The organism is Desulfosarcina sp. BuS5 (assembly GCF_028752835.1).
Taxonomy (GTDB): domain Bacteria; phylum Desulfobacterota; class Desulfobacteria; order Desulfobacterales; family BuS5; genus BuS5.
This window is the reverse complement of sequence record NZ_CP087953.1, coordinates 44,282-57,776: the sequence shown is the minus strand read 5'-3', so window position 1 is coordinate 57,776 and position 13,495 is coordinate 44,282. Positions and strand designations below refer to the sequence as shown.

General features: G+C 38.4%; 16 protein-coding genes. 9 read left to right on the top strand and 7 right to left on the bottom strand.

Annotated elements, in window-relative coordinates:
• Nucleotides 1-177 precede the first annotated feature (177 nt).
• The 4 genes from BuS5_RS19915 to BuS5_RS19900 form a co-directional block, all read right to left on the bottom strand.
• Nucleotides 178-660 carry a hypothetical protein gene (locus tag BuS5_RS19915; RefSeq protein ID WP_027354927.1) on the bottom strand — a complete coding sequence of 161 codons (483 nt, stop codon included), beginning with the start codon at nucleotides 658-660 and terminating at the stop codon, nucleotides 178-180.
• Between the two features lie 146 nt (nucleotides 661-806).
• Nucleotides 807-1,082 carry a helix-turn-helix domain-containing protein gene (locus BuS5_RS19910; protein ID WP_027354926.1) on the bottom strand — a complete coding sequence of 92 codons (276 nt, stop codon included), beginning with the start codon at nucleotides 1,080-1,082 and terminating at the stop codon, nucleotides 807-809.
• Nucleotides 1,079-1,432, bottom strand: coding sequence for a type II toxin-antitoxin system RelE/ParE family toxin (locus tag BuS5_RS19905; protein ID WP_027354925.1), 354 nt, complete (start codon nucleotides 1,430-1,432; stop codon nucleotides 1,079-1,081). Before BuS5_RS19905 ends, BuS5_RS19910 begins: the two co-directional genes overlap by 4 nt.
• A 347-nt stretch (nucleotides 1,433-1,779) precedes the next feature.
• Complete coding sequence (locus BuS5_RS19900; RefSeq protein WP_027354923.1) at nucleotides 1,780-2,253, bottom strand: PEP-CTERM sorting domain-containing protein; 474 nt, start codon at nucleotides 2,251-2,253, stop codon at nucleotides 1,780-1,782.
• Between the two features lie 35 nt (nucleotides 2,254-2,288).
• Between BuS5_RS19900 and BuS5_RS19895 the strand changes: the two genes are divergently transcribed.
• From BuS5_RS19895 to BuS5_RS19865, 7 genes are all read left to right on the top strand, one after another.
• The gene (locus tag BuS5_RS19895) at nucleotides 2,289-2,471 is read left to right on the top strand and encodes a hypothetical protein (protein ID WP_274428182.1); all 183 of its coding nucleotides are present in this window, start codon (nucleotides 2,289-2,291) and stop codon (nucleotides 2,469-2,471) included.
• Between the two features lie 74 nt (nucleotides 2,472-2,545).
• Nucleotides 2,546-3,665, top strand: a protein-coding gene (locus BuS5_RS19890) for an IS3 family transposase (RefSeq protein WP_245266731.1) whose coding sequence is annotated in 2 segments (ribosomal slippage) — nucleotides 2,546-2,818 and nucleotides 2,820-3,665 — 1,119 coding nt in all. Because the reading frame shifts where the segments join, the coding sequence is not laid out codon by codon here.
• 234 nt (nucleotides 3,666-3,899) lie between these two features.
• Nucleotides 3,900-4,097 (top strand): hypothetical protein, encoded by a 198-nt coding sequence (locus tag BuS5_RS19885; protein ID WP_274427654.1) that lies wholly within the window; start codon nucleotides 3,900-3,902, stop codon nucleotides 4,095-4,097.
• Between the two features lie 660 nt (nucleotides 4,098-4,757).
• The gene (locus tag BuS5_RS19880; RefSeq protein ID WP_274428200.1) at nucleotides 4,758-5,153 is read left to right on the top strand and encodes a CPBP family intramembrane glutamic endopeptidase; all 396 of its coding nucleotides are present in this window, start codon (nucleotides 4,758-4,760) and stop codon (nucleotides 5,151-5,153) included.
• On the top strand, nucleotides 5,150-5,479 hold the full coding sequence (locus BuS5_RS19875) for a hypothetical protein (RefSeq protein WP_274428187.1): 330 nt from the start codon (nucleotides 5,150-5,152) through the stop codon (nucleotides 5,477-5,479). The genes BuS5_RS19880 and BuS5_RS19875 overlap by 4 nt, the downstream gene beginning before the upstream one ends.
• On the top strand, nucleotides 5,424-5,906 hold the full coding sequence (locus BuS5_RS19870; RefSeq protein ID WP_274428188.1) for a hypothetical protein: 483 nt from the start codon (nucleotides 5,424-5,426) through the stop codon (nucleotides 5,904-5,906). Before BuS5_RS19875 ends, BuS5_RS19870 begins: the two co-directional genes overlap by 56 nt.
• Nucleotides 5,906-6,460 (top strand): type IV secretion system DNA-binding domain-containing protein, encoded by a 555-nt coding sequence (locus BuS5_RS19865; protein ID WP_274428199.1) that lies wholly within the window; start codon nucleotides 5,906-5,908, stop codon nucleotides 6,458-6,460. Before BuS5_RS19870 ends, BuS5_RS19865 begins: the two co-directional genes overlap by 1 nt.
• A 108-nt stretch (nucleotides 6,461-6,568) precedes the next feature.
• On the opposite strand, the gene BuS5_RS19860 is transcribed toward BuS5_RS19865, so the two are convergent.
• Nucleotides 6,569-7,126: a recombinase family protein gene (locus BuS5_RS19860; RefSeq protein WP_274428184.1), complete on the bottom strand. Its 558-nt coding sequence runs from the start codon at nucleotides 7,124-7,126 to the stop codon at nucleotides 6,569-6,571.
• Between the two features lie 160 nt (nucleotides 7,127-7,286).
• On the opposite strand from BuS5_RS19860, the gene BuS5_RS19855 reads away from it, so the two are divergent.
• Together BuS5_RS19855 and BuS5_RS19850 are read left to right on the top strand one after the other, a co-directional pair.
• Nucleotides 7,287-10,391: a Tn3 family transposase gene (locus tag BuS5_RS19855; RefSeq protein WP_274428185.1), complete on the top strand. Its 3,105-nt coding sequence runs from the start codon at nucleotides 7,287-7,289 to the stop codon at nucleotides 10,389-10,391.
• A 19-nt stretch (nucleotides 10,392-10,410) separates the two neighbouring features.
• Entirely contained in the window at nucleotides 10,411-11,463 is a 1,053-nt protein-coding gene (locus BuS5_RS19850; protein WP_255342828.1) for a Y-family DNA polymerase, read from the top strand.
• 495 nt (nucleotides 11,464-11,958) lie between these two features.
• Here BuS5_RS19850 and BuS5_RS19845 read toward each other — a convergent pair whose 3' ends face one another.
• Both BuS5_RS19845 and BuS5_RS19840 read right to left on the bottom strand, forming a co-directional pair.
• Entirely contained in the window at nucleotides 11,959-12,306 is a 348-nt protein-coding gene (locus tag BuS5_RS19845) for a hypothetical protein (RefSeq protein ID WP_027354651.1), read from the bottom strand.
• Nucleotides 12,307-12,457: 151 nt separating this feature from the next.
• The gene (locus BuS5_RS19840; RefSeq protein ID WP_027354652.1) at nucleotides 12,458-13,471 is read right to left on the bottom strand and encodes a helix-turn-helix transcriptional regulator; all 1,014 of its coding nucleotides are present in this window, start codon (nucleotides 13,469-13,471) and stop codon (nucleotides 12,458-12,460) included.
• Between the last annotated feature and the right edge of the window lie 24 nt (nucleotides 13,472-13,495).

Here is a 13,495-nt window from a genome sequence, read left to right as displayed (position 1 = left end):
ATTTTAACTTTTTTGACCTCAGGAGTTATAAAGGGTGTAATACCTGATAATATCAAGCCATAACGTCGCAAATCACCGGCTGCCAAAAGGTGCAGAGCGAAGCGGCGCAGCTTTTGGCAGTCCGAGTGAATTTGCATTGTTATGCGATTTGAAGTAAATAGGCTCCCAGGACATAAATTAAAAGCTTAATTTCCCTTTTTCGCCAAAGAATTTTTTTACGAGAACTCCATTGCTGTTAATAATGAAAATACTATTTTTGTGAGATTCATGACTCGTGAAAGGAATAGGACTTGCCACATAACTCCATTTGCTATAAGTCCACACCTCATATTTATCTTCTGCAAACATATCTTCAGGAGGTTTTTTAAGAAAGACTCTATACATATAGTTTTCTAATCCTTTTTTATCGAAATTCATCATCTGTTCAGGGTGACCAAGTGCTGATGCAATTTCATCTTTTGTGGTTTTTCCTTCCTCGAATGCATTAACAGTAGATTTTGACAGATTACTACTTCCAGTAGAAGCGCATGCTGCCAAAAACGCTGTCAATAAAATTGCCGATATAAGCCGCAAGTGATTCAACGCATTTCCTTTGTACATAATTTTCTCCTTTTGGTTGTCGTTGATTGTATGCCTGGGAGCATAGTTGCCTTGGCGCATAACGCCTGCTATGAGGGGCTGGGAAAAGCTTGCTATGGCCTTGGAAATTATAAAAAAGATGACTTTTAGACGACTTGCGCAAAAAAGAAAAAGTCGTCCGCTTTTCCCAGTCCACCTCCATGGCTTTGTTCGCTGTTTACGATAAGTTACGCAACTTCAAGTCGTAGTTTTTTACCTAATGCCTGAACAAAATTTTCAAGGGTAGATAGTTTGATGTCCTTCGCATGATTTTCGATACGAGAAATAGCAGATTTTTTAGTTTGAAGCTTTTCGGCTAGCTCTTCCTGGGTTAATCCTGCTTCTTCACGGGCCATTTTTAACATAACCCCAATTTTGAATTCTTCGTATCCTCCATCATAATCCTTTGTAAATTCAGGGTCACGCGCCTTACGCTTGGCTATGTATTTTTGCAAATCACTCATTTTGAATTCCTCCTCGTGAAATAATCACGTTTTCGTTTTTCAGCAATTTGAATAATCTGGCGAGGAATTTTTTGGGTTTTCTTTTGAAAGGCATGATTCAGCACTACAAGTTGAGAGCCATCAAAAAAACCAAGTAAACGGAATATATCACTTCCAAATTTTATCCGAACTTCCCAAATATTGTCTGTGTTGATTAACTTTTTAAAATATTTTGATGGAATAGAAGGAAGCTCTTCAATTAATCCTAATATCCACGTGACTTTTTGGGCCTGTTTTGATGTCAGTGACTCTAAAAATTCCTCGACAGGACACTTGCCTGATACAGTTTTATAAAACAGTATTTCGCGCATATTTTATATGGTTAACATGTCGGTTAACTTTGTCAAGGATTTTTTTGCGCATTTCCACAGCGAACGGCTGGCATGAGGGGCTGGAAAAAGGCTTGCTACAGCCTTGGAAACAATAGCAAAAATGACTTTTAGACGGCCTACGCAAAAGAAAAAAAGTCGCCTGCTTTTCCCAGTCCACCTCCATGCCTTTGTTCGGCGATTTCGCCAGTTGATTTGAATATTGCCCATTTTGATACCAAAAACGACGTTATTGGGCAGCAAATAGGGCATTTTACCGATTTGATCGTGTAGTCTCAGTCGGTTAGCTTGGCCTGATCCCAACTCTACTGTCGAGTCGATTCATGCAATCAACTATTCTTGGTATTTTTTCTCCTCCAAAAGCCTAAGCCCAATAAGCCAGAACAAAATAACCAGATAGTTGCTGGTACTGGAATAGGAGATGTTTCGGCTGATATAGAATAGATACGATTACGATTGTATGGAGATCCAGGCCCTGTAGTGGGAAAAGTTAATGTACTTCCAACGCCTATAACCATTTGGTTTTGTAGAGTCCATCTTACTTCCTCACCACCGAAGTCAAAGGGGATAATTGCGGGATTAGTGAATGTCCAGCCTACATAATCGCCAACACTGTAGTGAATCTTATCACTATCTGCTATAGTAAAAGTGTTCAAACCAATATTTGTTACTGTAAAACTATTCTGTCCGGTTACTTTAAAAATATTGTTTTCTATTCCTTTATATGTCTGAAGGTAAACTGTACCGTGTCCTTTCGGCAAGCGTGCATGAAAAACAAATTCAAATAAGGTAGTATCGGTCATTCAAATCACGTAATATTATATAAGGAGGATGACCGATGAATCTTATGCAGCCTTCAGGCGAGTACAGTCTGGATGAAGTACGGGAAAAATTTAAACAATGGCGTAACAGCCGGGATAGAGGTAAAGCCATTCCGGAAGCATTATGGGAAGCCGCTGCCTCGTTATACCCTGCCTATTCTCTGCACCGTATATCAAAAGCCTTGAGCCTCAACCTATAATACTCCCCAAAAACTGGACAGTTGTTTAAGGTGTAAAATGAGTATATCCTGATCAACAAAAAGGAGGCTCATCAATGGGTAAAATTCGAAAAAATTACAGTGCATCATTCAAAGCTAAAGTAGCGCTTGAAACGGTTAAAAAGGAAAAGACGATTTCTCAACTATCTAGTGAATATGGAGTTCATTCAAATCAAATAAATCAATGGCGAAAGCGTCTATTAGAAGAATTGCCCGATATATTTTCAAAAAAGCGTCAAAAAAAAGAAAAAGACGCTGAAGAATTCCAGGCGGAGCTTTACCAGCAAATCGGCCAATTAAAGGTCGAATTGGACTGGCTAAAAAAAAAATCTAACCTTCTCAATTGATATAAAGCGTCAATACATTGAGCCGAATCATTCTTTGATACCGGTAATGCGCCAGTGTGATCTTTTGGGAATAAACAGATCAACCTATTACTATCAATCCTGCAAAGATGAGAGCTATAACCTGGCTCTCATGCGATTGATAGACGAAGAATATACCCGATATCCGTTCTACGGTGTTGAAAAAATGACGGCCGTATTAAAGCGACAAGGGCACACTGTTAATCCTAAACGAATAAGACGTTTGATGCGGCTTATGGGACTTGAAGCTATATATCCAAAACCAAATTTGAGCAAAGCATCAAAAGAGCATAAAATTTATCCATACTTGCTGCGAGGCGTTTCCATTGAGCAAGTTGACCAGGTGTGGTCAACGGATATTACCTATATCCGTTTGAATTCAGGTTTTATCTATCTTGTAGCAGTGATAGACTGGTTTAGTCGGTATGTCCTGAGCTACGAATTTTCAACCACATTGGATAAGGATTTTTGTATAAAAGCCTTACAGGGTGCCTTAAAAATTGCAAAACCTAAGATTTTTAACACGGATCAAGGCAGTCAGTTTACCAGTGATGCCTTTACCGGCGTTTTAAAAAAAGCCGATGTGAAGATCAGCATGGACGGCCGGGGCCGTGCTCTGGATAACATTTTCGTAGAGCGCCTTTGGCGTACCGTGAAATATGAACGTGTTTATCTTCACAATTATGAGACCGTCAGGGAGGCTATTCAAAACATTGGAGAATATTTTGGCTTTTACAATAATGAACGACTCCATCAATCTTTGGATTACCAGACCCCGGCAGAGATATATTTTAAAACTTTTCCAGGGTAATTTCAGAACCACTTTGTATAATTAATTAGAATACCATTAAGTCGTATTGATATTATAAAAAATGTTTCCTGCTGCAAACAAGATAAAAGCGTACTATCCAACACATAATCAGTTGGTAGTAGAGTTTATTTGAATATTGCATAACGCTAATCAAATATATAGCGTATTTTTAGGATGATTTTTTGAATAGCGTTACACTTAATTCAACATGCTATATGTTTTGGAGGTAAAAAAATGAGAGGAGGAAAACGTGCAGGGGCTGGTCGAAAAAAGAAACCAGACCATTTGAAACGAGAGCTTGTGACAATTAGATTACCACAGTGGATGATTTCACAGCTCAAGAGGAATGGTCAAATTGGTTATTTAATTGAGAGTCAATTGGCGAAAAAAGATTTTTTGAATTTGCCGGATGATTACGAAATTGATAGTTAAGATCGGACAAATTAAAGGAAGTAACAGGCAAGATTTATCAGCAATGGTGATCAATGTGAGGTTGTAAAAATAATATATTTTGGTGAATGCCCTATTCAACGTGCGGCATAAGTTATAAACATATTAATATTGAATTTTAACAGTATGTTAATGAGATACAAAAAAGTTATAAACATTTTATCAATAAGTTATGAACATTTTAGAATGGTATTATTATTTATTAAATCAATTAGTTAAGTTGTTTATGAACATTTTTATGATAAACAGAAACATATTTTTTTTATTTACTATTATTTTTTTAATTTTCAGGATTATTTATAGCTCAAAAGCGCACCTTAAAAAACCTTGTTTTTTGTCTTGACAATGGGGAGTACCTTAAGGTTCAGGACAAAAACGTTCCTGTTCCTCAAATTCGGCCTGATCTTTGTGGGAATTGTTTTTGGCCTGGATGCGGTGGTATTGATTTCCAACCCTGCAGTATTCCGACAGGTCCCGCTCGGGTTTTTGATTTTTGGAAACCTGGTGGGCATAGCCAAAATTATGATTTTTGTTACGGCTGGATTATACTATTGCTCTTTACATAATTTTTGTCCACTCCCGATAATGAGCGGCCAAAAAACAATCTCTCCGAGATATGTGAAAATATTGACATTAGGATTTATGGCGGCTTTCACATATTCATACCTTCTTTTCAAAATAACAGATCCTCAAATTCCGGCAACGCTGAAAATTCAAAAACAGGCGCTCTCCCCTTTTGTCACAGCGCTTGTAATGCTCGAACTTGCAATTGTTGAAGAAATTATTTTCAGGCTGGGAATACAAAATTTCATAGTAAAGGTTTTTAATCTTGAAAATCGTCAATACTGGATTGCAATATTGATAACATCTTTTTTCTGGGCGGTATCACACCTTGGCACGCTCGATCCGGCATGGGTTAAATTCGTTCAGGTTTTTCCGGTGGGCATCATGTTAGGCTTTTTTTTCAAAAAATACGGCATGGAAAGCACACTGTTTGTGCATGGCGCTTACAATATCGGGATGGCGATGATTTCATGACAAAAACATATACAAGCAAATACGAAGATTCCGGATCAGGCACTATTATCCCGATGGGGTCATCCGATGCCGGCAGCAGTAACAGGATTTTTCCGCATTTACTGGATGCAATTTCACAAATTCAGCAATTTTACATTATTGAATCAAAAGGCAAAGAAATACCGGATGATTTTTTAACCATCCGGGGCAAGCTTAATTTTTTTCGTAGGTTTTGGCGCCGGTTTTTTCGAGGCGCTTATTTTTGCTTTTCTAATGTGTCTGACTTTACCTATGATCTCGGATCAAAATATCCGTGCCTGGATTGCCGGATATTTTCCACCTCTTGAATATGATGTTTTTATCTGGTTGATCAACCTGATACCGGTTCTTATTTCCGGGGGATTATGCTGCTATATGGGCCGTTACCATATCGGCAAAATCACCAAAAGAGCAGTAGATATGCTTTTATTCGGTCGTTTCTGCTCGCTTTGCGTTAAGGGGCTGCTTTTATTTTTTGTTTTAATGTTCATATCAAACCATATCACCCCTGAATCCACCTGGAACTTTTCAAAATATGTGATGCTTAAAAAATATCATCTGGCCGTAAAGCTGTATGACATCATCCTGTACCTGAAACCCCTGCTTGTAAAAAGAGCTTTTGAAACCCTGGCCATATTCGGAGTTGCCATGGTTATGCCCTTTCTAACGATTTGGGGGGTGGATTGGTATAGAAAATTTATTGAACTTAAAAACAGGGAAATTATGGAAAGATAATGTTTCGAAAACCGTCAACTTTTTTAGGCCATGGCTGGAGTCTTGAAAATCAAGGCAAAATTAAAAAAATAAGCTTGCCTGATTCTGCCAGGAAAGGGCATCTTTTTTGTTTCGGAACAACCCGAATAGGTAAAACCAAACTGATTGAACAGATGATCGAACAGGATATCCGCAAAGGATATTCAGTTGTTTTTTTCGACCCCAAGGGTGATCCGGATATTTTTTCAAAAATAGTCCAGGTCGTTAATGAAGAAAAATGCCAAAAAGCTCTCAGCCTGGTCACTCCGATTTTTCCGGAATGTTCCGCTCAAATAGACCCTTTATCACATTATTACATGCCGGAAGAGATTGTTTCCCATGTTATTTCGGGCATCAAGGCTAAAGAAGAATTTTTTATTAATATCGCCTACGAGACCACCCTGATCGTGATCCTGGCTTTAATTGAATTTGCAAAAATTAAAAATGAAAAACCGATCTTTAATTTTAATATCATCAAGGAGAGGATTTCTTATAAAGACCTGGTTAATATGAAAACTCAACTTGGGAATTTTTGACCAACGCCGCAAAAAGGTAAAATAAGGAATTTATGGTCAAAATTCCCTAATTGATAGTTGGTAAGTCCTTGCTATCGTTCCGGTCATATGACTGGCACTATAATCCAGCTAAGCTCTTTCTGAAGCTGGACACCACCGGTAAAGGGTGGGAATTGATACCCCTAAATTTTGTGCAACCTCCCGAGGTGGCATTCTTTCAGCCAAAAGCTTTTTAGCCGCTTCGACTTTACTTGGAGTCATTGTGCGTCGGCGTCCCCCCACCCGGCCTCGTTTCTTTGCAGCCATTAACCCTGCTTTGGTCCGCTCTATTAGCAGCTCCCGCTCCATCTGAGCAAGGGAGGCCATTACGTGAAAAAAAAACCTGCCCGCTGGCGAGGTGGTATCAATTCCATCGGTAATGCTCTGAAAGTGAATACCGTCCTCCTCAAGCTTTCCCACCAAGTCTATTAGTCCCTTTAAATTGCGCCCCAATCGATCAAGCTTCCAGATCACAAACGTATCGCTTGATCGCAGATGGGAAAGCGCATCGTCTAGCCCGGGTCTCATTTTGTGTATACCCGATAATTTGTCTGAAAACATTCTCGAACAGCCTGCTTTTTTTAAGGCATCAAATTGCAAATCCAGATTTTGATCTTCTGAAGAGACACGGGCATAACCTATCAACATGGAATTTTATCCTTTCTCAAAACTCGTTTTTATTATAGTAAATTGAGAAATATATTTCAAGAAACCTTTTTGAGAATAAAAATGGACATTTTGAAGGTGTTCTTGGCCAAAGATAAATCTTTTATCAAAAACGACCGTTTTTAAGAAAACAGGACCACCTATGGCTGATCCCGGGAAAAGGCTAAAAATACTCACCGATAGTGAGATTAAAGAGTTGTATGGCCTACCCGAATTTAATGTTGAGGAAAGGGCAAAGTATTTTGCACTCAGTCGGGCAGAAGAAAATGTATTAAGTTCTCTACGATCAATCCGGTCAAAAATTTACTTCATATTGCAGTTAGGGTATTTCAAGGCAAAGAAAATGTTTTTTGTTTTCTCTTACCGTGAGGTTGAAGAGGACATTGAGTATATCCCGCACAAATATTTCTATCGCCATGGTCATGAGTTAAGGGACATCGAAGTGTCAAAGCCCACTCGCTTGAGTCAACAGAGGCAAATTTTAGAACTGCATAGATATCGTGTTGCGACAGAAGAGACCAGAGAGAAATTGGAGGAGAAAGCCAATTTTTTTGTGTCCATTCACTCTAAACCTATCTATATTTTTCGTGAATTGCTTAGTTACTTGGAAACTCATCGTGTCGTCATTCCCGGCTACAGTGTTATGCAGAATATTGTTGGGAAAGCGCTTACGACCGAAATGACCCGCCTTGTAACGGCGATTTCTCAATATATTTCTGAAGAGAATTACGAAGCCTTTGAAAAAATTCTAAGTGCTGAGGAAGGTGGGCTTTATGAACTTACTCTATTGAAAAAAGAGCCGAAGGACTTCAGCTATAAAGAAATATCTCAAGAAATCAAGAAATTAGAAGTCCTCAAGTCTGTCTATAATCTAGCAGAAGAGTTTTTGCCTAATGTCAGGATCTCAAACGAAAACATCAAATATTATGCCTCATTGGTAGAGTATTATACCGTTCAAAAGATGAAGCGAATCAACAGGGAGACGGCTTACTTATATCTGCTCTGCTTCATATTTATCCGGTACCAGAAAATTAATGACAATTTGACCAAAACCTTCCTCTATTACGTGAGCCAATTTCTTGCCAACGCAAAGCAGATCGCCAAAAAAAAAGTATATGAATACACAGTTGAGGGGAACAAATATGTCAAAGAGGCAGGGCGGCTCATAGAATTATACATAAATGATAATATCCCGAAGGATACGACATTTGAAGACATACAGGAAATAGCCTTCTCCATTCTGGAAAAAGACAAAATACCTTTTCTTTCCAAATTCATCTCCAAAACAAAGATTGATGTCGCCGACTATGAATGGAATCATTATGTGGCCGAATCTTCGAAATTTAAGAAGAATATTAGACCACTCTTTCTAAATCTTGAATTTAAGAGCCAGATCGAAGAAGATCCACTTCTTGAAGCTGCAACTTTTCTCAAAGATTCATTTCTTAAGAAGAAAAGTTTAAGCCAGATCAAAAAGCAAAATTTTCCACAGGAGTTTATCCCCAAAAAAATAAAACGCTACATCTTCGAATCACGGGAAGTTAAAAGAAAAGGAAAGAAACGTAAGATAAAAGCGATAAATGGCGACAAGTATGAGTTTTTGGTTTATCGCCTCTTAAAAAATCGTCTTGATGCAGGAGAGATATTCATAAGGAACAGTCTGAATTTTAAGAGTTTTGAGGATGATCTCGTTGATAATGAATACTGGGAGAAGAACAAGGAACAATTGATTAAGGATCTCGATATTCCCTTTTTGCAGATGTCGATTGATGACATATTGGCTTCTTTTGAAGAAGAACTTGAGAGCTCCCTGGAAGCCGTCAACGTACGAATAAAGGAAGGGAAAAATAAGGACATCAAGATCACCGGGAAGGGGGATAATATCAAGTGGAGCCTTCCGTACAAAAAGGAAGAAGAGTCCGTAAACAATCTTATCTATGAGCAATTTCGCCAAATAGGAGTTAACGATTTGCTTTATTTTGTTGATGAGCACTGCGACTTTATATCTTCTTTCACTCATATCTTGGACAGATATGTTAAAAATGAGATCGAAGATCACAGGATTATTGCCGGCATTGTCGCCTTTGGTACCAATATTGGTCTTTCCAAAATGGCTGAAATTTCTGATATGAACTATCAAGAGATTGTGCCCACTGCTAACAACTTCATAAGGCTCGAAACTCTTAAAAAGGCCAATGACAAAATTAGTAATGTTATGGCCACGTTGCCAGTTTTTAAATATTTCAATATCAGAGAAGAAACCATTCATTCCAGCAGTGATGGACAAAAATATGAAACTCAATTTAACACCATCAACTCCCGGTACTCCCCCAAATACTTTGGCCTGAAGAAAGGAATATCAGCTTACACTATGGTAGCAAATCATATTCCCGTGAATGCCAAAATTATTGGGGCCAACGAACACGAAAGCCATTACGTTTTTGATCTACTCTTCAATAACTCATCAGAAATCATTTCCGACCGGCATTCAACAGATACCCATGGTACGAATCAAGTAAATTTTATCCTTCTCCATGTTTTCGGGCATATGTTCGCACCACGTTACGCCAAACTCGGTAGTAGGTCCAAAATGATATATGGCTTTAAGAATCCAAAGCAGTACGGAGATTATCTGCTCAAACCCATTCGTAAAATTAACGCCAAGCTCATCAAGGAAGAGTGGGAAAACATTTTGAAAATCTTTGTCTCTCTCGGTTTCAAATCTTCGACACAAAGTACCATTATCAGGAAACTAAGTTCTTATGCACGAAAGAACAGAACCAAAAAAGCTCTTTGGGAACTGGATAATATTGTAAAAACACTTTATATCCTTAAGTACGTTGATTCTATAGAGCTTAGACGCAATGTTCAAAAGGCCCTGAACCGAGGCGAAGCCTACAACAAGCTCAGGAAGGCTGTCTTTTACGCATTCTTTGGAAAATTCCGTGTGAAAACAGAACTGGAACAGCAGATATGGAGTGAATGTACCCGGCTTATCACCAATGCTATCATTTTCTATAATGCATATATTCTTTCGGAATTACTCAAGAAGAAAGAAGCGAATGATATGGCTGAGACCGATTTTATAAAAGCAATCTCGCCGGTAGCATGGAGGCATATAAACCTATACGGAGTATATGAATTTCACAGGAAAGCGAGTTTTATAAATATATCAGAAATCATTAACAATCTTGATGAGAAATCAATGGGGATTCATCTGACAGAAGGCTCCAGATATTTGAACTGAAATTCCTTATTTTACCTTTTTGCGGCGTTGGTCAAAAATACCCAACATGTCACAAAGAATAATGAACACCCTTTCCGGATTTACCACTGATATTGAAATTTATTCCATTGATGAAGCATTCCTGGACATGTCTCAGTTCAAACGATACGATTTGACTGATTATGGACACAAAGTTCGATCTACAATAAAACAATGGACAGGCATTCCTGTTTCTATTGGCATTGCTGAAACCAAAACCCTTGCTAAAATCGCAAACAAGATCGCTAAAAAATCTGTAAAGGCAGAGGGTGTTTTGAATTTAACCGCTTCACATTATCAAAACAGGGCGCTTGAGATAACAGACGTTGGAGATGTTTGGGGTATAGGACGCAGTTATTCCAAGTTTTTGAACAATTATGGCATTCATAATGCCCTGCAACTGCGTGATTCTGATGACAACTTTATAAAGAAAAAAATGGGCATTACGGGAATCCGGCTGCTTCAGGAACTAAGAGGGATTTCCTGTTATACTTTGGAACACTTTCCACCCCCAAAGAAAGGCATAACTGTATCCAGAACATTCAAAAATTCAATAGAGTCCTTGAGTGACCTGAAAGAGGCTGTCGCTGCTTATGCGTCTCTTGGGGGTGAAAAGTTGAGAAAAGAACATTCTGTTGCGGGAGCACTAATGGTTTTCCTTATGACCAATCGTTTTAAAAAAGAAAATTATTATGTCAATGTTGAAACTATAAAGCTTCCTGTTGCAAGCAACGATACTTCTGAGCTTATCCATTATGCACATAAGGGCATTGAAGCGATTTTCAGAAAAGGGCGCTTGTACAAAAAGGCAGGTGTCATGTTCAGACATTTAGTCCCTGAAAGCCCAATACAAACAAATCTTTTTCATTGCATAGATTTCAAACGTTCAAAACAGCTCATGCAGACTTTGGACGAGATAAATAAAAAAATGGGCTCAGATACTTTAAAATACGCAGCAGCAGGTATAACCCTCAACCAAAGGTGGAAAACCGTATTTAAGAGACGTTCACCTTTATATACAACAAATTGGGATCAGCTGCTTAAAGTGTCATGAGTAAGTAGTGTTGCTCTGGAATTAAAGGCATAAAATTTTATAATTTCAGTTGAATAGCAGTATATCTGCAATGGATGACCGAACAGAAAGGATATAAAAAAGAGTACAACTGTCCTGAAAGATGAATTAACAGATATCCAGGAAGTTATAAGGGTTTATAGTTCTACAGATGCGGAACGTAAAATTACTGAAAGGATTGCTGTTCAAAAAAAGCTTTGGAAAATCTTTGCATTGGAAAAAATAAAAACCAGTTGTCACTACACAAATAAAATAGTAAAATAGTTTGTTTTCAATTGGTTATAACTATAAAAAAGGGCTATGTGGAAGATTCAGGTTTACGCATAAATGTCCGTGGTACCCTAATTCCTATGTTGCGTTTCGTACCTTTATGCAAGATGACCCGATGTAATGAAGGACTTTCCGATTCAGTGAGCGTTTTGTCCCAGCGCTATTCTGCTTTTAGGAATTTTTATTGCGTCAAAACGCAGCTATGTTTTAATTGGGCCCTAATTCGAATCTCATTTTAAACCATCCTTTGCAATTTTGTGCAGCATAAATAACGATTACATCTTTCCCAACTTGAGATTTTTTGAAAGTCTTCAGGATTTTTTTACCTTGTGTAAGAGATAATGCCCGCACGTCATCATCCAATAATATATGCAAAGGTACGGCACCATCGCTCTGATCATATTCATCAAAATTTAAGCCTAATGCACATCGTTTCTTTCCGATTTTTTTCGCATAAAAACACAGAACGTTTCTTCTGGATTCAATTATTTCCTGAATTTGTGAATGTGAATATTTTTTCGATGAATCATAATTATCAAAAAAACAACTATACATTGTATATTCCTGTGTTGATACTGATTAACGGCTAAGGAAAAAACTGGTGCAGCTTTTTACGTCCGCACCAGTGAATGGTTGTGTGCTTTCCCCAATAGCCGTTTAATTCCGTAAATAGCAGTGACTCTTTTTGAGACGTGATCAGATAATTTCACTTGTTTTTAAAATATAAGTCAACCATCCTGTTAAGCTCTATTTTAATTTTTTCCACAAGCTTGCGGGGCTTAATCAATTCAGCGCTTTTCCCAAAAGAGAGAATCCAGGCGATTGTTTCAGGCTCTGATGATGCACTGAATGTCAGTTGAAGGATGCCGTTTCTTTTTCTGACAATTTTCTGGTCAGGACTCCATATCCGTTCTGAAACATAGGCCCCGGCTGATCCTGAAAATTCAACCGTCACCTTAAAGATTTCTTTCTTGATTATCCCGAAATTCCGGTTAAATACTTTTTCAAAATTATAGTCTCCAGGAAATTCAAAAACACGATCCGTAACTTCGATTTTCTTGATCCTGTGAATCGCAAGGAGCGGGTCAAATTCAGGTTCTATATATTTTTTCCCGGGAGCCTTTGCCATTTGAGCATGGAGATAAACCGTATCCCTGCTTGAAAAAATTTTTAGCGGTTTTATGTAAAATGTTTTTGAATCGGCCTCCACTAAATTTTTATAGGTCAGCTTGCATACTTTTTGGGTCTCCATAGCCGTAGCAAGGAGCCGCATCGTCTTCTGGTAGGGCGTATAATCAATGCTTCCGGGAGCAAAGACACCATAAAGCTCCGCTGAAAATTCTTTTTGCAGCGGCAATTGAGCAATGCTTTTTTCCAGCGCCCGAGTTGCCTCGCCAAAAAAATCATTTCCCAGCAAATGCCTGGAAAAGACAGAGCACATAAACAGGGTCCGGAGCTCACTCTCCGTCAAATTCAGGGTCGGCAGCCGCTGGTTTTTCTTTATCTGATAATAATTTCGGGTTCCCTTTTTAGACAGCTCAACATAGACGCTGTATGAACTTTCAATAACATCGACCAGCCTCAGGATAGTCTGTTTCGAGCAGTCCAGCGTTTTTGCCAGTTCGGTCAGTGAATGCGGCCGGCCGGCAAACAGGAGTTTTGCAAAAAGTTTGATCGCCCTGCCAGCCTGATCTCGTTCAACTTTTTGTTTTTTCAGCATATTATACCCTTTAAAAAAACTGCA

What these genes read in the sequence shown, in the direction of transcription:
- BuS5_RS19915 (WP_027354927.1), bottom strand. Translation starts at nt 660, where the DNA reads ATGCGCCAAGGCAACTATGCTCCCAGGCATACAATCAACGACAACCAA.
- BuS5_RS19910 (WP_027354926.1), bottom strand. Translation starts at nt 1,082, where the DNA reads ATGAGTGATTTGCAAAAATACATAGCCAAGCGTAAGGCGCGTGACCCT.
- BuS5_RS19905 (WP_027354925.1), bottom strand. Translation starts at nt 1,432, where the DNA reads ATGCGCGAAATACTGTTTTATAAAACTGTATCAGGCAAGTGTCCTGTC.
- BuS5_RS19900 (WP_027354923.1), bottom strand. Translation starts at nt 2,253, where the DNA reads ATGACCGATACTACCTTATTTGAATTTGTTTTTCATGCACGCTTGCCG.
- BuS5_RS19895 (WP_274428182.1), top strand. Translation starts at nt 2,289, where the DNA reads ATGAATCTTATGCAGCCTTCAGGCGAGTACAGTCTGGATGAAGTACGG.
- BuS5_RS19885 (WP_274427654.1), top strand. Translation starts at nt 3,900, where the DNA reads ATGAGAGGAGGAAAACGTGCAGGGGCTGGTCGAAAAAAGAAACCAGAC.
- BuS5_RS19880 (WP_274428200.1), top strand. Translation starts at nt 4,758, where the DNA reads ATGGCGGCTTTCACATATTCATACCTTCTTTTCAAAATAACAGATCCT.
- BuS5_RS19875 (WP_274428187.1), top strand. Translation starts at nt 5,150, where the DNA reads ATGACAAAAACATATACAAGCAAATACGAAGATTCCGGATCAGGCACT.
- BuS5_RS19870 (WP_274428188.1), top strand. Translation starts at nt 5,424, where the DNA reads ATGATCTCGGATCAAAATATCCGTGCCTGGATTGCCGGATATTTTCCA.
- BuS5_RS19865 (WP_274428199.1), top strand. Translation starts at nt 5,906, where the DNA reads ATGTTTCGAAAACCGTCAACTTTTTTAGGCCATGGCTGGAGTCTTGAA.
- BuS5_RS19860 (WP_274428184.1), bottom strand. Translation starts at nt 7,126, where the DNA reads ATGTTGATAGGTTATGCCCGTGTCTCTTCAGAAGATCAAAATCTGGAT.
- BuS5_RS19855 (WP_274428185.1), top strand. Translation starts at nt 7,287, where the DNA reads ATGGCTGATCCCGGGAAAAGGCTAAAAATACTCACCGATAGTGAGATT.
- BuS5_RS19845 (WP_027354651.1), bottom strand. Translation starts at nt 12,306, where the DNA reads ATGTATAGTTGTTTTTTTGATAATTATGATTCATCGAAAAAATATTCA.
- BuS5_RS19840 (WP_027354652.1), bottom strand. Translation starts at nt 13,471, where the DNA reads ATGCTGAAAAAACAAAAAGTTGAACGAGATCAGGCTGGCAGGGCGATC.